This window comes from Streptomyces solicamelliae, from assembly GCF_045348655.1.
GTDB classification, from domain to species: Bacteria; Actinomycetota; Actinomycetes; order Streptomycetales; family Streptomycetaceae; genus Streptomyces; species Streptomyces solicamelliae.
Window position 1 is genome coordinate 1,341,759 of record NZ_CP160404.1, and the last position, 20,129, is coordinate 1,361,887.

Sequence of the window (20,129 nt, forward strand, 5' to 3'; positions counted from 1 at the left end):
CCAAGCTACGCACGGGTAGCCTCACTGGGAAGCCACGCGACAGTGATTGTTGACGGCAAGTCAACAAGACCGTTCGGGCGGGGATCTCACGCCGCTTCGCTGCCCGGCCGGGGGCGGGGGCGCCGCTGCGCCAGGGCGCCCGGGACCACCGCTCCAGGGCCGTACTTCGCGCGGGCGCGGTCGGCCACCGCCTCGATACGGCGGACCTTCTCGTCGACCGGGTCGAAGGTCAGCTGGTGGCCGGCGCCCTCCGCCGGGCCCAGCCCCTCCGCGCGCAGCGCGATCGCCCGGACCCGGGCGCGCTGCAGTCCGAAGGAGGCCAGCACCGCGTACGCCGTCCCGGTGAGCGCCGTCGTGTGCGCGGTCGGCTCGCGCAGGGTGCGGGTCCGGGTGGTGACCGACCGGTCCGCGTACCGCACCGTCACCGCGAGCACCCGGCACACCTGGTGCTCGCGCCGCAGCCGGGAGCCCAGCTCCTCGGTCAGCGCGAGCAGTGCCCTGCGGTGTTCGGCCGGGTCCAACTCGTCGCGCGGGAAGGCGTGTTCGGCCGCGACGGAGCGGGCGGCGGCGTTCGGTACGACGGTGCTGCGGTCGATGCCCCGGGCCCGCTCCCACAGCTCGCGCCCGACCTTCGCGCCGATCAGCCGCTGGACCACGGCGAGCGGGGCTGCGGCGAGCCGGCCGACGGTGTCGAGCCCGTAGCCGCTCAGGGTGCGGGCGGTGCTGCGGCCGACCCCGTCGAGTTCGGCGACCGGGCGGTCCCGCAGGAAGGCCGCCGCGTCCTCGACGACCAGGGTCGCCCCGCCGCCGGCCGCGCGGGCGGCGATCCGGGCCGCCATCGGGGTGGGGCCGACGCCGATGACGCAGTCCGTGCCGTACAGGGCGAGCGCCCTGACCCGTACCACGGAGGCGAGTTCGGCCGCGGTCCAGCCGAAGTAGCGCAGCGCGCCGCGTACGTCGGCGAGCGCCTCGCCGGGGGGCACGGCCTCCACGACCGGGGTGAACTCGCTCAACAGCCGTACCAGACGCGGCAGTTCCACGTCGGCGGTGTCGGCCCTGAGCCGTACACAGAGGATCATCCCGCGCTCCCCGGACTCGAGTGCCACAGCTTCTTCGGCGGGTTCGCCGCGCCCTCACCGGCCGGTTCGAGGTCGGCCCAGGGGTTCATCTCGTACCCGGTGGACATCCGGATCCGGCGCCCGCCGTCCGCGGAGTCGTCGGAGTCGCCCGCCGTCGGCACCGGCTCCGCCAGCCGGGCCGCGACCGCGTCGAGCCCGCCCTCGCGGCGCAGTTCGATCAGTTCCGCGAGGTCCCAGGCGGCCGCGCCGACCACGCTGACGCTGCGCGGTCCGCGCCGCTGCACGACACCCCGGACCAGCAGCAGCCAGGAGTGGAACACGGTGTGGGCGCAGGCGTCGTGGGAGTCGTCGAAGAAGGCCAGGTCGACCAGGCCGGTACCGTCGTCGAGGGTGGAGAAGATGACCCGCTTGCCGGACCGGATCGGCGGGGTCTGGGTGGCCGCCTTGGCCCCCGCGACCAGCACGGTCCGGCCGTGCGCGGCGGCCCGCAGCTGCTGGGCGGAGACCACCCCGAGCTCGCGCAGGAAGCCGTGGTGGTCGCTCATCAGATGCCGCGAGGCGTCCATGCCGAGCACGCCCAGCTCGGCGCTGAGCCGTTCGGACTCGTCGAGGTCGGGCAGCCCGACGGGCGCGGTCTTCCGCCCCTGCGCGAGCGGGAGCTGTCCGCCGTACGAGGCCGCGCCGCGCTGCACGCGGTGCAGCTCGGAGACGTGCAGCAGCAGATCGCGCCGGTTGGCCCCGAACGCGTCCAACGCGCCGACCTGCGCGAGACGTTCGGCGATCGGCCGGCGCGGCCGGGCCCGCTCCCAGAAGTCGAGCAGGGAGGCGTACGGCTGGCCGGCCTCGATCCGGGCGCACTCCGCCTCGCTGATGCCGTGGACGTCGCAGAGCGCGAGCCGCAGCCCCCATCGCTCCGCCCCATGATCAGACACCAGTTCGATTCTGTGTGCGGCCCCGGACCGGTTCACGTCCAACGGCAGCACCGGCACCCCGCGCCGTCGCGCGTCCGCGAGCAGCAGCCGCTTCGGGTACATGCCGGGGTCGTGGGTGAGCAGCCCGGCGTAGAACGCGGCCGGGTGGTGCGCCTTGAGCCAGGCGGACTGGTACGTGGGCACGGCGAAGGCGACCGCGTGCGCCTTGCAGAAGCCGTACGAGCCGAAGGCCTCGACGATCTCCCAGGTGCGGGCGACGACCTCGGGGGCGTAGCCGCGCAGGTCGGACTGTTGCGCGAACCAGACCTTGATCTTCGCCTGCGACTCGGGGTGGGACAGACCGCGCCGCACCTGGTCGGCCTCGTCCCGGCGGCAGCCGGTCATGATGCTGACGATGCGGATGATCTGCTCGTGGAAGACCACCACGCCGTAGGTCTCCTTCAGCGCCTCCTCCAGATCGGGATGCGGATAGCGGGCCGGGCTCCGGCCGTGCCGGGCCTCGATGAACGGGCGCACCATGTCGGCGGCGACCGGTCCGGGCCGGAAGAGCGAGATGTCGACGACGAGGTCGTGGAAGGTCGCGGGCTGGAGCCGGCCGACGAGGTCGCGCTGGCCCGGCGACTCGATCTGGAAGCAGCCGAGGGTCTCGGCGGACCGGACCAGCCGGTACGTCTCCGGGTCGCCCGGCGGGATCGCGTCGATGTCGACGCGTTCGCCGGCGGCCCGTTCGAGTTCGGCGACGGCGTGCGCCATCGCGGACTGCATCCGCACGCCGAGCACGTCGAGCTTGAGCAGCCCGAGGTCCTCGACGTCCTCCTTGTCGAACTGGGACATCGGGAACCCCTCGCCGCTGGTGGGCACCACAGGGGTGCGGGTGAGCAGCGAGGCGTCGGAGAGCAGCACGCCGCACGGGTGCATGGCGATGCCGCGGGGCAGGGCGTCGAGCCCCTGGACGAGCTCCCAGAGCCTGCCGTACTTCTCCTTCTCCCCCGCGAGCTTCCGCAGTTCGGGCAGTTCGTCGAGGGCGGCGAGGGCGTCCCGGGCGCGGATGTGCGGGAAGGACTTGGCGATCCGGTCGATCTCGGAGGGGTCCATGGACAGGGCGGCGCCCACGTCCCGTACCGCGTGGCGGACCCGGTAGGTCTCCGGCATGGCGACGGTGGCGACCCGTTCGGCGCCGAAGCGCTCGATGATCGCCCGGTAGACCTCGAGCCGGCGGGCGGACTCGACGTCGACGTCGATGTCGGGCAGGGCGGTGCGCGCCTTGGACAGGAAGCGCTCCATGAGCAGGCCGTGCTCGACCGGGTCGGCGTGCGCGATGCCGAGCAGATGGTTGACGAGGGAGCCGGCGCCGGAGCCGCGGGCGGCCACCCGGATGCCCATCGCCCGGACGTCGTCCACGACCTGGGCGACCGTCAGGAAGTAGGTGGCGAAGCCGTGGTGGGCGATGATGTCGAGCTCGCGGTGCATCCGGTCCCAGTAGTCGCGGCGGTTCTCGTAGCCGCGCAGGACCATGCCGGCGGCGGCCCGGGAGGTCAGCACCCGCTGGGCGGTGCGGTGCGCGGCGCCGACGAGCTGCGGCTCGGGGAAGTGGGCGGAGCCCATGCCGAGGTCGTCCTCGGGGTCGACGAGGCACGCGGCGGCGGTCTCCTCGGTGACGGCGAGCAGCCGGTGCGCGGCGTCGCGGCGGAAGCCGGCCGCCTCGGCGACCCGCTCGGCGATCCGGTGCATGGCGGCGGGGTCCTTCAGCCAGCGCTCGCCGCTGTCGAGGCCGCCGAGCGCGGTGACGGGGACGAGCCGGCGGGCCGCGTCGAGGACGTCGGCGACCGGGCCCTGGCCGGCGTCGGCGTACCGGACGGCGTTGCTGAGCACGGCCCGTACACCCTGGTCCGCGGCGAGTCCGAGGGTGCGGGCGGCCTGGCGCAGCGAGCCGGGTCCGGTGCCCTCGCGGCCGTGGTGGACGACCTCCAGGCGCAGGGCGTCGCCGTACCGCTCGCGCCAGGGGGCGAGCAGCCGGGCGGCGCGGTCGGGGCGGCCGGCGGCGAGGGCGCGGCCGACCTCGGAGTCGGGTCCGAGCAGCACGGTGAGGCCCTCGCCTCGGTGGGCGTCCCAGGGCAGCAGGGGCCCGGGGCCACCGGCGGAGCGGGGCGGGGCGGTACGGGCGGAGGCCGGGCGGGACCCGGCGGCGCCGGCCCGGCCGGGAGCGAGCCCGTCGGCGGCGGTCCCGTCGGCGGTGCCCCCCGCCGGCACCGGTCCGCTCCCCGCGTGGGCGGCGGTGACCAGCCGGCAGAGTTCGGCCCAGCCGGTGCGGGAGCGGGCGAGGAAGACGGCGCGGGGCGCGGACTCGTCGAGGAAGACCCCGCCGCGCACGGGCGCCCGGCGCGCGGAGGTCCGCCGGTCCCCCGGCTCGGCGGCGGCCGCGGCCGTGCCGACGGCCAGGTCGACCCCGAACAGCGGCCGGACCCCCGCCGCCTCGCAGGCCTTGGCGAACCGGACGGTACCGGCGAGGGAGTCGCGGTCGGTCAGGGCGAGGGCGTCCATGCCCCGCTCGGCGGCGCGCTCGGCCAGCCGGTCGGGGTGGGAGGCCCCGTAGCGCAGGGAGAAGCCCGACACGGTGCGCAGATGCGTGAAACCGGGCACCCGCACCTCCTGATCCTTCCGTTCTCACCTCCCCCTTCCTCCACCATAGACCAAAGTTCGAACGCATGTGCGAGCACGCGCACGACCGCGCCGCCGATGCCTCCATTCGGCCGCTCCCCGCCTGCACGGACCCCCGCGGGCCCGGAGCGTGGAGGCATGAGTTTCGTCGACGAGGTGCAGAACGCCGTCACCCCCCGGGCCGCCCTCCTGGTCATCGGGGTCCTCGCGCTGCAGCTGCTGTTCATCACGTCCTACGTGGGCGCCCTGCACGATCCGAAACCGCGGGACATCAAGGTCGCCGTGGTCGCCCCCGCCCAGCTCGCCGCGCCGATCGCCGACCGGCTCGACAAGCTGCCCGGCTCCCCGCTGGACCCGCGCACCCTCACCGACGAGCGGATCGCCCGCGACCAGATGTTCAACCGGGAGGTCGACGCCGCGCTCGTGGTGGACCCCCGCTCCACCACCGACACCCTGATGATCGCCTCGGGCCAGGGCTCCTCCGAGACCCAGGCGCTCGTGCGGATCTTCACCCGGGTCGAGCAACAGCAGCAGCGCACCCTGCGCCTCGACGACGTGGCACCCGTCTCCACCCGGGACGCCGGCGGCCTGACCGCCTTCTACCTGGTCGTCGGCTGGAGCATCGGCGGCTACCTGTGCGCCGCGGTGCTCGCGATCAGCGCCGGCGCCCGGCCCGTCAACCGCATGCGCGCCGCGATCCGGCTGCTCGTGATGGCCGCGTACGCGGTCGTGGCCGGCCTCCTCGGCACGCTGATCGCCGGTCCGGTCCTGGACGCGCTGCCCGGCAACATCGGCTCCCTGTGGGGCCTGGGCGCGCTCACCGTGTTCGCGGTCGGCGCGGCCACCCTCGCGCTCCAGTCCGTCTTCGGCATCGTCGGCATCGGCCTGGCGATCCTGCTCGTGGTGGTCGCCGGCAACCCCAGCGCCGGCGGCGCCTACCCGCCGCCGCTGCTCCCGGACTTCTGGCGGGCCATCGGCCCCGCCCTGCCGCCCGGCGCGGCGACCTGGACGGCCCGCTCCATCGCGTACTTTCGCGGCAACTCGGTGGCCACCCCGACGCTGGTCCTCGCCCTGTGGGCGGCCCTGGGCACGATCGTCACGCTGCTCTTCTCCTCGTTCCGCCGCCGGGACGAGATCGACGCCCTCGTGCGCCGGGGTGGTACACCGCTCCCCGTCGCGTCCTCGAATGCGCCGGACAGCACCTCGTACGTCCGTACGGAGCGGCTGTCCGAGGGGTGATCAGCACCTCCAGGGGGAATAGGGCAGGTCGATTCCTGTAGGCGGCATCGACTGAGGAGGCGGCGGGTTGCGAGGGCACATGTGGGTGTCGGACGGACGCCGGCTGATGGTGGAACGGCTCGGGGATCCTCAGGGCAGGCCGGTGTTCCTGCTCCACGGCACACCCGGCAGCAGACTCGGCCCGGCCCCGCGCGCCATGGTGCTGTACCAGCGCGGCATGCAGCTGATCGCGTACGACCGCCCCGGCTACGGGGGCTCGGACCGCCTCGAGGGGCGCAGCGTCGGCGACGTGGTCCACGACGTGACGGCGATCGCCGACGAGCTGGGCCTGGAGCGGTTCGCGGTGGTCGGCCGCTCCGGAGGCGCGCCGCACGCGCTGGCCTGCGCGGCGCTGATACCGGAGCGGGTGACCCGGACCGCGGCACTGGTGGCACTGGCGCCGCGGGACGCGGACGGGCTCGACTGGTTCGAGGGCATGGCCGCCTCGAACGTCCGGGAGTACACCACCGCCTCGCAGGACCCTGCGGGGGTCGCGGCCCGGCTCACCCCGCGGGCCGACGAGATCCGCAAGGACCCGATCCGGCTCCTCGACGATCTGCGCCGCGAGCTGACCGAACCGGACCGGATGGTCGTCGCCGACGCCGGCGTCCGCTCCATGCTGCTGCGCAACTACCAGGAGGCGCTGCGCACCTCGGCCTGGGGCTGGATCGACGACGCGCTGGCCTTCTGCAGCCCCTGGGGCTTCGACCCGGCGGACATCCCGGGCGAGGTGATGCTCTGGCACGGCGAGCAGGACGTCTTCTCGCCGGTCGGCCACTCCCGCTGGCTGGCCGACCGCATCCCGGGGGCGACGGCGGTCCTCGAACCGTCCGCCGCCCACTTCGACGCGCTGCACGCGCTGCCGCGGGTGCTCACCTGGCTGCTCGAGGCCTGAGCGCGGCACGACGGCGGGGGCTCCCGGCCGGGAGCCCCCGCCCCGTCACATCGCCAGCGGCTCCAGGTCGCGGTGCACCCGCCGCTCGTCGCGGGCGACCCGGGTGAGCGAGTGCTCCTCGCCCAGCTGCCGTGCCAGTTCGTCGACGGTCTCGTGACGCAGCCGCGCCGCCTCCTCCTTGCGGCCCAGCCCGCTCAGCGTCACCGCCATGTTGGAGGAGACCGCGAGCACCTCGGGGTGCAGCGCCCCGAGCGACTCGCGCAGTCCGGTCACGGCCCGCCGCTCCAGCTCCAGGACCTCGTCCAGCTTCCCGAGGTCGGCCTTGGCGTTGGCGAGGTTGACCGTGCAGAACAGGACGTGCGGGTGCTCGTCGCCGAGCACGTCGCTCAGCAGCCGCAGCGCCCCGGTGAGCAACTGCTCGGCGAGCTCCGGCGCCCCGCAGCCCCACTGGTAGATGCCGAGGTTGTTGACCGCGGCCAGGGTGTACGGGTGCCGCTCCCCCGGCACCTTCATGTACTGGTCCACGACCTCCTGCGCCATGTCGCGGGCGGCCACCGGCTCGCCGGAGGCGAACAGGTCGGCGGCCAGGTTCAGGTCGCAGGCGAGCGTGTCCGGGTTGGCCTGGGTGTACTTCTCCTTGTACCGGGTGCGGGTGGCCGTGGTCAGCCGGCGGGCGTCCTCGACCTGGTCGGCCCGGCGCAGCGACACCGCGAGCGACTTGGCGGCCGCCAGGGTGCCGGGGAAGGACCGGCCGAGGGTCTCCTTGTACACCTCGTAGGTGCGGATGAGCAGGCTGACCGAGTCCTCGTAGCGGCCGACCTCGCGCAGGTCGCGGGCGAGCGAGGTGGCCGAGGACAGGGTGTACGGATGCTCCGTGCCGAGCACCTCGGAGCGCCGGTCGAAGACCTCCTGGTCGATCTCGCGGGCCCGGGCGTACTGCCCGACCATGCGCAGGTTGAGCGCCAGGTTGTTGGCCGCGGCCAGCGTCCTCGGGTGCGAGTCGTGGAAGATCTCGCTGAAGCCCTCGTGCGCCTCGGTGGCCAGTTCCATGGCCCTGCTGTACTGGCCGAGCGCGCCGAGGTCCATGGCGAGGCCGGAGGTGGTCATGTACGTGTGCGGGTGCGAGTCGCCGAGTACGTTCCGCTGCCGGATCAGCGTCTCCTCGCCGAGCTCCCGGGCCTCCACGAACCGGCCCTGCGTGCGCAGGATGTTGGCGAGGTGGAAGCGGAGGTAGAGGTACTGGAGGTCGTCGTTGCCGAGCATCTCCCGCCAGGCCTCGCGCAGATCGCTGGCGAGCGCGTACGCGGTCCGCACGTCGCCGCGCTTCCACAGGTAGCGGACGCGGTCGATGAGCAGCCGGCGGGTCTCCGGCTCGGTGCAGTACCGGGCCTCGGAGGGGCCGAGGTGCGGCCAGATGGTGTTGAACCGCGGCCAGCTGTCCGGGTTGTCGATCGGCTCGTTGTCCTCCGGCCGGGCGCCGGCGAGGATGCGGTGCACGGCGTGCCGGGCGTCCTGCTGCTCCTCCTCGGTGAGCTGGGCCCGGATCACGGCCTGGACGAGGCGGTGCACCTGGATGGACTCGGAGACCTGGTCGACCTTGGCGAGGGCGAACCGGCCGATCTCGCGGATGACCTTGCCGAGGACCAGCTTCTCCTGGAGGGCCGGGTCGTAGGGCTTGAGGGCGTCGATCATCTCCTTGCTGTAGAGCAGGTTGGAGTGGATCGGCTCGGGGGCGAAGAAGGCGCAGAGCTGCAGCAGCCGGACCGCGGCGGGCGAGCGCTGCTTGAGCCGCTCGATGGACACGTTCCAGGTGGCGGCGACCGGTTCGGGGTAACCGACGGGCTGGTTGAGGCCGAGGGTGCGGGCGGCCTGCTGCTCCAGCTGCTCCAGGTACGAGGAGACCGGGGTGGCGGTCTCCGCGATCCAGGCGGCGGCCTGTTCGACGGCGAGCGGCAGGTCGCCGACGGCGGCGGCGACCCGGTCGGCGTCCGCCCCGGTCAGGCCGGGCGCGCGGCGCCGCAGGTGCTCGACGGACTCCTCGCGCAGGAAGACGTCGACGGGCAGCGCGTTGCCGTGCTGGGACCAGCTCTGGTTGCGGGAGGTGACCAGGATGTGGCCGCCGGACGGGAAGTAGCGGGTCAGCTGGTCGGGGTCGTCGGCGTTGTCGAAGACCAGCAGCCAGCGGTTGGTGGGCACGCCGCGGCGCAGCAGGTCGACGGCCTCCTGGGAGGCGGCGGCCATGTCGTCGCCGCCCTGTGCGCCGAGCCGGCCGGCGAGTTCGGCGAGCGCGGCGACGACGTCGTCGGTCTGCTCGGCGGAGATCCACCAGACCAGGTCGTAGTCGGCCATGAAGCGGTGCACGTACTCCAGGGCGACCTGGGTCTTGCCGACGCCGCCGAGGCCGTACAGGGTCTGCGGCTGCGGCAGCACGACGGCCATGCCGGCGCCGAGCTGGTCGCGCATCCGCTCCAGGACGACGGAGCGGCCGGTGAAGCCGGGGTTCCGGGGCGGGGCGTTCCAGATCTTGGGGACGGTGCCCGGGAAGCGGGGGCCGGGTGTCTGCCCGTCGGGCAGGTTGACGGGCCGCTCCAGGGCGCGCAGCAGCGCGCTGGTGGCGTGATGCTCGTCGAGCCGGTAGAGGTCGACCGGGTTGCGGTCGATGTACGGGGCGGTGAGCCGGACGTCGCCGACCCGGAGCGCGAGGAGATGGCGCCGGCTGCCGGCCGCGTCCTCGGCCGAGGCGCGCTGCCACACCTCCATGGCGCGGGTGGACTTGAGGTAGGCGCTGGAGAGCAGCACGACGGTGCGGGCGGCGTGTTCGCCGGGGTGCGCCCCGGTGTCGTCGGGTCCGGGTTCGGCGGAGACGTCGCGCGGGACGACGCGGAAGCCGGCCCGGGTGAGCACGGACTCGATCCAGTCGGCCCACATGCGGTTCTCGGCCACGTACGACAGGAACAGGTCGGCGGGCAGGGCGGGGCGGCGCCGGGTGAAGGCGTCGCGGATCCGCAGCCGGGGTTCCTCGGCGACCGGCGGCATGCCGGTGATCTCGCCCTCGGTGACCACGGCGGTGAGCCGTTCGAAGGCGGACAGCAGGGACGTGGTGAGCCCGGCCTCGTCGCCGAAGGCCGCGAGGGTCTCCTCGTAGGCGTAGTAGGGGCGGTACGGGATCTCGACCGCGCCCCAGTAGTTGGTGAGCTCCTCGCCGCCGAGGCCGCTGGGGAAGCCGTCGAACTTGATCCGGGCGAGGGCCCGTCCGGCGTCGGCCTTCTCCTTCTCGCCCTCGTCGATCCGCATCGGCACCGGGTAGATCTTGATGCCGCGGCCGCTGTACTGCTCGTGGATCTGGCGGGCGATGGAGGCGGCGCCGTCGATGGACTGGTCGCTGAGGGTGAAGCAGTCGACGAGGACGTCCGGCAGGTGGACTGTGCAGATGTCGGCGATGTCGCTGAGGCCGGTACGGCTGTCGATGAGGACGTAGTCGTAGTTGGCCTTCATGTCGTCGCGGAGCGCGTCGAAGAAGTGCCCGCCGCCGAGCCGGTTGTAGAAGTCGTCCCAGTCGAAGGTGGAGGCGGTGGTGGAGTACTCGCGGTTCTGCTTTCCCGCGGAGACGAAGTCGAGGGTGCCGCCGGCGGGGAACTCCCAGCCGAGGGCCTCGGGCCGCAGCGAGACGGCGTGCGGCTGGATCCGGGCGTACTCGAGGTGCCAGTCCTCCGGCCGGCCCGCGGCGTTGGGCGCGGCCCAGGCGTACTCCGTGATCATGTCGATGACGCCGGTGGTGGCGCCGAGCGTGGCGGGGTCGAGGAAGGGGTGGAAGAAGCGGTGCAGTCCCGGTGCTTCCAGGTCCCAGTCGACGGCCAGCACCCGCTTGCCGTTGGCGGCGAGTATCCAGGCCGTGTTGGCCAGGGCCATGGTGCGGCCCGTTCCGCCCTTGTACGAGTAGAACGTGACGATGCGTCCGTCACGGCTGGCTGTCATCCGGGTCCTCCGCATCGGGCGCCGAGAGCTGGTCGGGGGCGTACTGGGTGGTGGCGAGGTCGTTGGGCATCGGGCCGCGCAGCCGGGGCCGTTCGGTGTGCCGGCCGCCGGCGGGCGGGTAGACGGTGGCGTGCCTGAGGTACTGCTGGGCGGCCGTCTCGACGACCTGGGGCAGGAGCTGGCTGAAGAGTTCCATGCTGGGCACGCCGCGGGCGGCGGCCCAGACGGCTGCCCTCGCCTGGCCCATCCTGACGGGCATGGTGCGGGTGAAGATCTCGGTGAGCGCGTCCTCCTCGGCGGCGCTCTCCCGGTCCGTCCGGCTGAAGGGGACGATCACGCTGACCCAGGGCCGGTGTTCGCTGTCGAAGGCGGCGAGCCGCTTGCGTCTGGCCTCGTCCTTGAGGGCCCAGCGGTCCACGATCAGGATCTCCGGGCGGGTGGGCGGCTGTTTGGCGTCCAGGATTCCGCTGTCCAGGTCGAAGGAGCTGAGTCTGACCTGGTAGTTGAGGGACCGGATGAGGTCCTCGGCCACGTAGGCGAGGGGCCGGGCGGCGTCCGGGTAGTAGGGGTTCCAGTCGTGCGGGGTCTCCCCGTAGTACTCGGGCGAGCGGCCCGGGGGGAGGTCGTGCCGGGTGGGCGCGGCGATGGTCACCTGGATGGGCCGGGGGCCGGAGCTGCCCTTGGCCCCGAAGGCGCTGGGGGCCTGACGGTAGTCGAGCGGGCGGCTGGGCGCCACCGCGGCGGAGTCGGCCACCGAGACGATGCGGCGGGCGAGTTCGTAGACCGCGCGCTCGTACTCCTCGGCGAAGACCCGGAGTTTGATGAGTCCGTAGAGCCCGTCGGTGACGTAGCGATCCCCGAAGGCCCGGTGGTTGAACTGCAACCGCTCGGCGGGGCCCGGGAGTTGCTCGGGCGGTACCGGTACCCACAGGGCGGGCACGATGGCCTCGGCGGGTTTGTTGTGCCGGGCGTGATGGCTGATGGTCCGCTGCTCGAAGGCGAACCACTCCTTGCCGCACATCTCGCTGGCGAAGTAGCGCGGCGAGAACAGCGGGACGAACACCCGGCAGGTGGCCAGCACCTCGCCGAGCCGCTCCGACCAACCCTCGCCGGAGCGTATCTCCCGGTCCATGAACCCCGGGGGCGCTCCGGCCGGGAGGTCCGTCATGGCCATCACATGGCCGCACAGATCACGGAAGAGCCGTTCCACCCACATGTCCGGGTCCTGGCCGCCCGGTCCGTACCTCGGCGTATGCGCGTAGCTCAAGAAGAAGTACGGGCGATGGTCCGCCGCTCGCGTTGGCGATGACGCTGTCACACGACCCCCGTCCAGTGTGTCCCACCCACGATTCGAAAGGACGTGAGCGAATTAATCATTACCGGAGCAGACCTTGGTCCATCCCCATGACCTTCGGTCAATCAACGCCGCTTTTCGGTCATCCATTGCGTGGCATGGTCGACCGCATCCCTCAACGAGAACAGCCTTGCGAACGTTCCCCCGATTCGCCCGTCGCGTTTCAGCTGCCAGGGGAAGGACGCGCCGACCGCCGCGAAATCACTGTCGTCCAGGACGGCGTCGCGGTACTCGGTCCATTCCGGTCCGCCGTCCGCCCCGCGGATCACACAGCGATAGCTCCGCTCCGGCGCTCCCACGCGGTATTCGGCGAGATGGAACGCGGTGCACACCTCGAATCCCACCTGGATCATCAGCACTTTGGCGTCCGCCCGCCACAGCGCGCCCAGCGGCGATTCCTCGCCGAGATGGCTGTGCAGCGGATGGTCCGCCGTCAACCGCTCCGCGTCCCGGCCGAGCGCCGCGAACGAGGTCTGCGGATGGGCGCTGCGCACCGCCCCCGGCGCCGTCCGCACCGACTCGGCGAACCGCCCCATGCCCGGGCAGGGGGTGCGCAGCGGGTCGAAGGCCGGCATCCCGGCCCGCACCTCCTCCGTCTGCCCGGGGGTCAGCCCCGCGACCCGGGCCCGGTACTGGGGCGAGGTGTCGGAGTTCTCCGGGGTGAACGCCGGGACGACGAGGGTCCCTTCGGGCCCCAGCGCCGCCCGCAGCGCCTCGCGCAGCGTTCCGGCCTCCAGGCCCGTCCCGGACAGGGAGGCATGGACGAGCAGGGTGTCCCCCGGCCGCAGCCCTAATCGGACGAGGTCGGCGACGATCCCTTCCGCGGGCCCGGTGCGGGGGCCCGGCGCGGAGTCAGTCACGGCTCAGCTCCTCGCGCATCGCGGTCAGCAGCACCCTGCCGCTGACGGTCGTCTCGGCGGCGCGCTCCAGGATGTCGAGCGCCCGCGCCGCGTGCTCGGCGTGCCGTGCGTCGCCGGGCTCGTACCCGGCGAGCCCCACCCGTTCGTACGCCCCCGCGAGGAGCCGGGAGTACGGGACCGGCGTGTCCTGCCAGGGCGCGGGGTGGCTCCACACGCCGTCCTGCGCGTGGAGGTCCGCCACCTCGTGAAGTGCCCGCAGCCTGGCCCGCCGGAACCCGACGAGCAGTGCCCTGGCCAGATCCGGCACCGTGCCGCGCAGCGGCAGCCCGAGGGCCCCGTAGCCGTGCCGGCCGACGGACGGCTCGGTTCCGGCGAGCGGGGTCAGGGTGTGCAGTGCGGCGGCCGCCTCGTCGGCCTGCTCCGGGGCCCGCTCGCGCAGCAGCGACCAGGCGCGGGCCAGCCGTCCGCTCCAGCGCGCGGCCTCCTCCAGGGAGAGCCGGTGGTGCGCGGGGGCGCCGAAGCAGTCGCGGTACGGGTCGAGGTCGTCGATCGCCGCGTCGGGCGCCCCGTCCCGGCCGAGCCCGCGCACCGGCCGCCAGCCGGGGACGGTCTCGTCGAGCCGGACGATCCGCCGCTCGGCGCCGCCCACCTCGACCAGGAAGCCCTTCTCCGCCACCCGCACCCGGGCCTCGCCGTGCGCGGGCACGCCGGCCAGCTCCAGCTCCCCGAGCGTGGGCAGCACCAGGGCGCCCTTCTCGTACGGGACCCGTACCGGCAGCTCCAGGCCGCCGCGGACTGCGGCGGCGGCCACGTACCGGGCGAGGCGCAGCGCGACGGCGGGCCCCTCGTCCTGTCCGGCCCGCAGGGCGTGCAGGGCGTCCAGGAGCCAGCCGCGGGTGTACGGGTGGACCAGAACCTCGTCGAGGCCGTCCGAGCGCGCCTCGACCAGACAGGCGAGCTCCCAGGCCTCCTCCCAGTCCTCGCCGCCCCGGCCGTCGAGTTCGCGGTGGAGCTCGGCGAGCAGTCCGCGGTCGAGCTCGTACTGCTCGACGGCGAGCGCGGGGGCGGGTTCGGCGACGGCCGGGGTGACGAGCCGGGCCGCGGTGCGCTCCTCGACGCCGCGGATCAGCGCCTCCAGGTCCGCGCAGTACACGGAGGCGTTGGCGAAGGGGTCCCGGCCGCTGCCGTCGGGCCGGTAGCGGTGGGTGTAGAGCCCGCCGCCGCAGGAGCGGACCACCGGGCAGGAGCGGCAGACGGCGGCGACGCCGGCGAGGCCCGACTGGCGGGCGCGGATGCCGGGGTGCGCGGCGACCTCGTCGAGGGAGTGGGTGAAGACGTCGAAGCCGGTGGCGGCGGCGCCCTCGTAGGCGCTCTTGAGCGAGTCGACCTGTTCCAGGGTGCCGTCGGTCTCGACCACGACGAGGTCGGCGGGGGCCAGGCCCAGGGACTCGGTGAGGCTGGGGCCGCCCGCGAGGGTGGAGAGCACGGACTCGAAGAACCGGACGGGGACCGGGCGGCCCTGCCCGTCCCAGCGGTCGAAGACCGCGAGCAGCCACTCGGCGTACGCGGTGGGCGAGCCGTCAGGGCGGGGCGGCGGGTGCTCCCAGGTGGCGTGCGGGAGCAGGAAGTCGATCCGGGGCGGGGCGAGAGCGAGCAGCGCGTCGTACACGGCGACGGGGTCGTTCTCGAGGTCGATGGTGCACAGCAGGCCGAGGTCGAGGTGCCGGTAGCGGTCCTGGTGCAGGAGTTCGACGGCCCGGAGGACCTTGGCGTGGCTGCTGCGGCCGTCGGCGTACCGCCGGTGCCGGTCGTTGGCGGCCCGGTCGCCGTCGAGGGAGATGCCGACCCGGACCCCGAACTCGTCGAAGACGTCGAGATGACGGGGGCTCAGCTGGAGTCCGTTGGTGTGGATGCGGAGGTCGAGGCGGGTGACCGGGGCGAGGGTCCGGGTGAGTTCCGCGCAGACCTCGCGCAGGCGCGCGGGCCCCGCCAGCAATGGCTCCCCTCCGTGCAGGATGACTGACACGGAGGTCAGAGCATGTTTCTCGGCATGCTCCGCCAGTCGCAGAGCAGTCCGGGCGACCGCCTGTTCAGAGATCACCCTGGGTCGGGCTTGCCAACTCTGATCAGCGTGTTCATAGATGTAGCAGTGATCACATGCAAGATCACAACGACTGTGGATCTTGAGAACTACTTCCTGGAACGGGACCAGGGGTTCTGTCATTCCGCCAGTCTAGAGGGCGGAATTGAAGCTCGACGCACGCTCCGCCCGGTCCGAGGACACCGGAAGAAGACGACCGATCTTCTTGGCGGTGACGGCTTCTCGCACGTCGATCTCGGCGAGGGGCACCCGGTTCTTCTTCGCGGCAGCGAAGGTGACAGAGGTCTGAAGGCTCACGATGGCCGTCCTAGGTCATCCAAATGTGCTCATTACTGAGGCGGCGCCATTGCGGTGCGCGCGCGCACGACTTTACCCTCAGTCTCACCAGCGGCAAGTCAGCCTGCAGCGATCAATTAGGACGCGGCGGCGGAGGTGGACCGGCCTCCACCGACAGGTGACCGAAGGGTGACCGGCAGGTGTGAATTCAGCCATTCCATCGAAAGAGTGAAGCCACAACCGCAAAGACGGGGGTACGCATGAGCGGGCTCGGCGGTCCTCTCCAGAGCATGGTCTTCCGCAACGCCGATCTGCCGGTGCTCTTCCACCGGACCGACGAGATCGCGGTGACGCGCCAGCGGGAGGCCGTCACGGACACCCGCCTGCAGCTGTTGCTGCTCGTCCTGGGCTCCTGCTTCGCCCTCGCACCGTACCAACTCACCAGTGGATTAAGCGCGTTGACGTTCGCGGGCGTGCTGGCCGTGACCTATCGCGCGTCTCGCCGGCGTGCAAAGTCGCATTGGCAACTCAACCGCTCCGCAGCCGAGTTCATCAAGTCGACCTGCTGGCGCTACGCGGTCCACGGCGCCCCCTACGACGCCGGGTTCCCCGACCCGGACGCCGAGTTCACCGCCCGGCTCGAGGAGGGTCTGACCGAGTTACGCAAGGTGGGCTGGCAGGATCCCCGCGAGCAGGAGTCGGGATCGGGGGCCGAACTCATCACGGGACCCATGCGCATGCTGCGGGGGAAACCCTTCAGCGTACGCAAGGAGACGTATGTCCGCGACCGTCTGATCGAGCAGCGGAACTGGTACCACCGGCGGACGGTCGTCTCCCGCCGGGCTACGACCTTCTGGTCGGTGACCATCGCGGCACTCACCCTGTTGGCTCTGTTCTTCGGCGTGTTGCACACCTTCGCAGTGGCCGAGTCCTTCGACCCGGCGGGCGTGCTGGCCGCCGCGGCCGCCTCCTGCGTGGCCTGGGGCGAGGTGCGCCGGCACCAGCCGCTGATAGCGGCGCACTCGCTGGTGGAGGAGGACCTGGGGGCCATCCAGACGGCGATGCAGACCACGGTCGACGAGGCCGGCTGGCCCGCGGCGGTCTACGAGGCCGAGCGGGTGGTCTCTCCGCAGCACACCGACTGGCTGGTGCGACACCGCAGTTGACGTCCTCTCAGGTGCGGCGGACGCCCTCGCGCCAGATCACCGTGACCGGCCGGCCGCGCTCGCGCGCGTACGCCACGATGTCCCCGGTGCCGCCGAGCCCACGGGCGGGCTCGCCGTCCCAGACGGCGAACAGCGCGTCGCAGTGGTCGGCGATGTAGGTGCCGGCGGCGAAGTACGCCTCGTCCGTGGAGTGCGCGAAGGACATCAGGACCTCGCGGCTGGCCCGCTCCCGCAGCAGCCGGTAGCGGGCCAGTTCGGCGGGCTCCTCGAAGGCGTCCTCGTAGTCCCCGCTGGGGATCACCACGGTCAGCCGGGCCCCGCAGTCCAGGGCGATGTCCGCGAACAGCTGGTCCGCCCCCGCGGCCAGGCTGGAGTACACCTCCAGGCCGCCGCCCTCGTCGCAGCCCGCGGCCTTCAGGGCCGCCTCCAGCTCGGCGCGGACATGCGCGTACGCCACAAGGGGAATGTCTCTGTGGCCGGTCACTCCGATGCGCATCACTGACTCGTAACCCCCCGTCACCCGGTGCCCCGACCGTACGCACATCCTCCCAGATGTGTGGATAAGGTCGAGCCCCCGCCCGAAATCCGGGCAGGGGCTCACTGGAGCGAAGAGGCGTCAGTAGACGCTCACGCCATAGGCGTTGAGCGCCTCCACGACCGGCTGGAAGAAGGTCGTGCCGCCCGAGCTGCAGTTGCCGCTGCCGCCGGAGGTGAGGCCGAGGGCGGTGCTGCCCGAGTAGAGCGAGCCGCCGGAGTCACCGGGTTCGGCACAGATGTTGGTGCGGATCATGCCGTAGACGATGTCGCCGCCGCCGTAGTTCACCGTGGCGTTGAGGCCGGTGACGCTGCCGCAGTGGGTGCCGGTGGTGGAGCCGCGGCGGCAGGCGGACTGGCCGACGGTCGGGTTGGCCGCCCGGGTGATGTCCTGGGAGCCGACCGTGCCGGACTTGGCGATCGAGGTGTTGGTGTACCGGACGATGCCGTAGTCGTTGGTCGGGAAGCTGGAGCCCGAGGTCGTGCCGAGCACGGTGGTCCGGCCGGAGTTGGCGTACCAGGTCCCGGCGCCGTCGGTGCAGTGGCCGGCGGTCAGGAAGTAGGACGTCCCGGCGCTGTTGCGGACGTTGAAGCCGAGCGAGCAGCGCCAGCTGGAGGCGTAGATCGCGTCGCCGCCGGAGATCAGCTTGCTGATCCTGCCCGGGGTGCGCTCGACGCGGATCGCGCCGGCGTTGGCGCCGGCCTCGCGCTTGATCCTGGAGATCTCGGCCTGGGAGACGGTGGAGTCGGCGGTGACGACCACGGCTCCGGTGGCCTGGTCGACGTGCCAGGCGGTGCCGGGGACGTCGGCCTTCAGGACGGCGCTGTTCGCGGCGGACAGCTGGGTGGCGCTGAACGTTCCGGCGGAGTCCGCGTTCGCGGTGGGGACGGCGAGCACGGCTGCGGCGGCGGCGAGACCGGTGGCGACGGCGAGGAAGCGGGTACGTCTTGTCGCTCCGCTGCGGGGGGTGGTGCGCTTGATCCTCACTTTTCGTTCCTCCAGAGGGGAATCGGGGGCCCGTCCGTGGGGTGTCGGGCCCGTGAGGCGCGGCCGGGGGCCGGCGCTGTGGGGGAGTCTCGGTCCGCCCGGCCCGGCGCCGCAAGGGCGCCTTTCGGCCGTACCGTACGACGCTCAACTACCGGGTGGTCCGAGGGAGTTGGGGTGTTTCCGGTTAGTAGAGCGAGACCCTGTACTTGGCGAGGGCCTCGGTCACCGGCTGGTAGAAGGTGGTGCCGCCGGAGCTGCAGTTGCCGCTGCCGCCGGAGGTGAGGCCGAGGGCCTTGGAGCCGTCGTACAGCGGGCCGCCGGAGTCGCCGGGCTCGGCGCAGACGTTGGTCTGGATCATGCCGCGCACGGTGCCGCCGCCGGAGTAGTGGACGGTGACGTTCAGGGCGGTGACGGTGCCGCTGCGGGTGCCCGTGGTGGAGCCGGTGCGCTTGACGCTCTCGCCGACGTACGCGTCGGCGGCGGTGAAGCCGCCCGTGTGGCTCAGGGAGGTGTTGTCGTAGCGGACCAGGGCGTAGTCGTTGCCCGGGAAGCTGGAGCCGGTGGTGGGGCCGATGAGGGTGGTCTGCGCGGAGTCGGCGTACCAGGTCTTGGCCACGTCGCCGCAGTGGCCGGCGGTGAGGAAGGAGTACGTGCTGCCGCTGCGCACGTTGAAGCCGAGCGAGCAGCGGTAGCCGCTGCCGTAGATGGCGTCGCCGGCGGCGAGCAGGGGCTTGAAGACGCCGGGAACGCGCTGGACGGCGAGGGTGCCCGCGTCCGCGCCCACGGTGTCTCTGATCTTCGCGAGTTCGGTGTCGGAGACGGTGGAGTCGGCGGTGACGACGACCCGGCCGGCGGCCCGGTCGACGTGCCAGGCGACGCCGCCGACGTCGGCCTTGAGCACGGCCGCGTCGGCGCGGGCGAGCTGCGCGGCCCCCGCGGCGCCGGGGGCGGGCGCCGCCTGGGCGCCGGGCAGGGCGAGGGCGGTGGCGGCCGCCAGACCGGTGACGACGGCGAGCAGCCGGGTGCGGTTCTTCCTCACTGTGCTCCTCCTGGGAAAGTGGAGGGGCCCGCTGGGTGTCGGGCCCGTGAGGCGCCATCAGGATGATGTGTCCCTGACATGCACCGCCAGTGATGGTGGACCGCGGCGGCACGGCGCACAAGACCACGGCACGGATGAGACCGCGGGGACACCCGGGACGGCGGCGCCGCCGCCCCCTGCTGATCAGTCGGTCAGCACCCGCCGCTCCCCCGCCGGAACCGGAACCGACAGGGTGTTCCCCGGCGGCGGGAACGGGCAGATGAAGTGGTCCGCGAACGCGCACGGCGGCAGCAGCGCCCGGTTGAAGTCCACCGTCACCGAGCCGTCCTCGGCAGGGGCGTCCGGGCGCAGGAACCGGAAGCGGTAACTGCTCTCCCCGCTGGTCCCGTCGGCGAACACCGCCCAGAGCGAACCGTCGTCCTCGACCGCCACCTGCAGACCGTGCTCCGCTCCCCCGATCGCGAAGAGCAGCTCCCCGGAGAGCCCCAGCCCGCGCTCGCGCCCGTCCGCGTTCTCCACCCGGATGCTCCGGGCCTCGTCGTACGGCCGGTACACGCCCGGCAGCACCCAGCCCGCGTCGTACGAGGTCGCCTCGATACCCCGGTACGCGCGGCGCGCCGCGGACTCGGGGTCGAAGTCACGCACCGCCCACAGCCCTTCGCGGCGCAGCACGACCAGCCGGCGGCCCGCCGACTCGACCCGGGACTCCGGGATCGGCCCGTGGTCGGCGGTGAGCCGGACCGTACCGATCAGGGGCGCGCCGTCGACCGTGATCGCGTCCTCGGCGCCCGCCGAGAGGACCACCTCGTCGCCCTCCGCCCGCCACTCCCCCGGAACGGCCGGAATTCGCCCCTCCGGGTAGTCCGAGAGCCAGTAGGTGCCGCTGAGGGAGAGCGGGCCGTGCGGTGCGGCGACCGAAGCGGTGCGCCGCTCGTGCCAGTGCTGCCAGTCCTTCTGTGGATCGGTGCTCATGGGCTCACCATCGCACACGGCC

At 72.8% G+C, this 20,129-nt stretch carries 14 protein-coding genes; 3 read left to right on the forward strand and 11 right to left on the reverse strand.

What is annotated here, in order from left to right:
* Positions 1–86: 86 nt before the first annotated feature.
* Together ABZO31_RS06230 and ABZO31_RS06235 are read right to left on the reverse strand one after the other, a co-directional pair.
* Positions 87–1,079, reverse strand: a complete 993-nt coding sequence (locus tag ABZO31_RS06230) for a DNA polymerase Y family protein (protein WP_406860003.1) — start codon at positions 1,077–1,079, stop codon at positions 87–89.
* Positions 1,076–4,651, reverse strand: a complete 3,576-nt coding sequence (locus tag ABZO31_RS06235) for a DNA polymerase III subunit alpha (RefSeq protein ID WP_406860004.1) — start codon at positions 4,649–4,651, stop codon at positions 1,076–1,078. Before ABZO31_RS06235 ends, ABZO31_RS06230 begins: the two co-directional genes overlap by 4 nt.
* A 156-nt stretch (positions 4,652–4,807) precedes the next feature.
* Between ABZO31_RS06235 and ABZO31_RS06240 the strand changes: the two genes are divergently transcribed.
* Positions 4,808–5,908 carry a DUF3533 domain-containing protein gene (locus tag ABZO31_RS06240; RefSeq protein ID WP_406860005.1) on the forward strand — a complete coding sequence of 367 codons (1,101 nt, stop codon included), beginning with the start codon at positions 4,808–4,810 and terminating at the stop codon, positions 5,906–5,908.
* Positions 5,909–5,987: 79 nt separating this feature from the next.
* Positions 5,988–6,842 (forward strand): alpha/beta fold hydrolase, encoded by an 855-nt coding sequence (locus tag ABZO31_RS06245; protein WP_406865267.1) that lies wholly within the window; start codon positions 5,988–5,990, stop codon positions 6,840–6,842.
* A gap of 45 nt (positions 6,843–6,887) precedes the next feature.
* On the opposite strand, the gene fxsT is transcribed toward ABZO31_RS06245, so the two are convergent.
* From fxsT to fxsA, 5 genes are all read right to left on the reverse strand, one after another.
* Positions 6,888–10,817 (reverse strand): FxSxx-COOH system tetratricopeptide repeat protein, encoded by a 3,930-nt coding sequence (gene fxsT, locus ABZO31_RS06250; RefSeq protein WP_406860006.1) that lies wholly within the window; start codon positions 10,815–10,817, stop codon positions 6,888–6,890.
* Complete coding sequence (locus ABZO31_RS06255) at positions 10,801–12,150, reverse strand: TIR-like protein FxsC (protein ID WP_406865268.1); 1,350 nt, start codon at positions 12,148–12,150, stop codon at positions 10,801–10,803. Before ABZO31_RS06255 ends, fxsT begins: the two co-directional genes overlap by 17 nt.
* An 86-nt stretch (positions 12,151–12,236) precedes the next feature.
* Positions 12,237–13,031 carry an aminoglycoside N(3)-acetyltransferase gene (locus ABZO31_RS06260; protein WP_406860007.1) on the reverse strand — a complete coding sequence of 265 codons (795 nt, stop codon included), beginning with the start codon at positions 13,029–13,031 and terminating at the stop codon, positions 12,237–12,239.
* Positions 13,024–15,255: a radical SAM/SPASM protein FxsBH, inactivated beta-hydroxylase extension form gene (gene fxsBH / locus ABZO31_RS06265; RefSeq protein ID WP_406860008.1), complete on the reverse strand. Its 2,232-nt coding sequence runs from the start codon at positions 15,253–15,255 to the stop codon at positions 13,024–13,026. The genes ABZO31_RS06260 and fxsBH overlap by 8 nt, the downstream gene beginning before the upstream one ends.
* A gap of 9 nt (positions 15,256–15,264) precedes the next feature.
* A complete protein-coding gene (fxsA, locus tag ABZO31_RS06270; RefSeq protein ID WP_406860010.1) occupies positions 15,265–15,429 on the reverse strand; it encodes an FxSxx-COOH cyclophane-containing RiPP peptide in 165 nt (54 codons plus the stop codon).
* Positions 15,430–15,698: 269 nt separating this feature from the next.
* Between fxsA and ABZO31_RS06275 the strand changes: the two genes are divergently transcribed.
* Positions 15,699–16,574: a DUF4231 domain-containing protein gene (locus tag ABZO31_RS06275; protein WP_406865269.1), complete on the forward strand. Its 876-nt coding sequence runs from the start codon at positions 15,699–15,701 to the stop codon at positions 16,572–16,574.
* Between the two features lie 7 nt (positions 16,575–16,581).
* Here ABZO31_RS06275 and ABZO31_RS06280 read toward each other — a convergent pair whose 3' ends face one another.
* The 4 genes from ABZO31_RS06280 to ABZO31_RS06295 all read right to left on the reverse strand — a co-directional run bounded on the left by ABZO31_RS06280 (position 16,582) and on the right by ABZO31_RS06295 (position 20,107).
* Positions 16,582–17,073, reverse strand: coding sequence for a hypothetical protein (locus tag ABZO31_RS06280; protein ID WP_406860011.1), 492 nt, complete (start codon positions 17,071–17,073; stop codon positions 16,582–16,584).
* 117 nt (positions 17,074–17,190) lie between these two features.
* Positions 17,191–18,096, reverse strand: coding sequence for a S1 family peptidase (locus tag ABZO31_RS06285; protein WP_406860012.1), 906 nt, complete (start codon positions 18,094–18,096; stop codon positions 17,191–17,193).
* A 184-nt stretch (positions 18,097–18,280) separates the two neighbouring features.
* A complete protein-coding gene (locus tag ABZO31_RS06290; protein ID WP_406860013.1) occupies positions 18,281–19,135 on the reverse strand; it encodes a S1 family peptidase in 855 nt (284 codons plus the stop codon).
* A gap of 183 nt (positions 19,136–19,318) precedes the next feature.
* Positions 19,319–20,107: a DUF1684 domain-containing protein gene (locus tag ABZO31_RS06295; RefSeq protein ID WP_406860014.1), complete on the reverse strand. Its 789-nt coding sequence runs from the start codon at positions 20,105–20,107 to the stop codon at positions 19,319–19,321.
* Positions 20,108–20,129 lie beyond the last annotated feature (22 nt).

Coding starts and splice junctions, on each gene's coding strand:
- ABZO31_RS06230 (WP_406860003.1), bottom strand. CDS start 1,079: ATGATCCTCTGTGTACGGCTCAGGGCCGACACCGCCGACGTGGAACTG.
- ABZO31_RS06240 (WP_406860005.1), top strand. CDS start 4,808: ATGAGTTTCGTCGACGAGGTGCAGAACGCCGTCACCCCCCGGGCCGCC.
- ABZO31_RS06245 (WP_406865267.1), top strand. CDS start 5,988: ATGTGGGTGTCGGACGGACGCCGGCTGATGGTGGAACGGCTCGGGGAT.
- fxsT (WP_406860006.1), bottom strand. CDS start 10,817: ATGACAGCCAGCCGTGACGGACGCATCGTCACGTTCTACTCGTACAAG.
- fxsBH (WP_406860008.1), bottom strand. CDS start 15,255: ATGACAGAACCCCTGGTCCCGTTCCAGGAAGTAGTTCTCAAGATCCAC.
- ABZO31_RS06275 (WP_406865269.1), top strand. CDS start 15,699: ATGGTCTTCCGCAACGCCGATCTGCCGGTGCTCTTCCACCGGACCGAC.
- ABZO31_RS06295 (WP_406860014.1), bottom strand. CDS start 20,107: ATGAGCACCGATCCACAGAAGGACTGGCAGCACTGGCACGAGCGGCGC.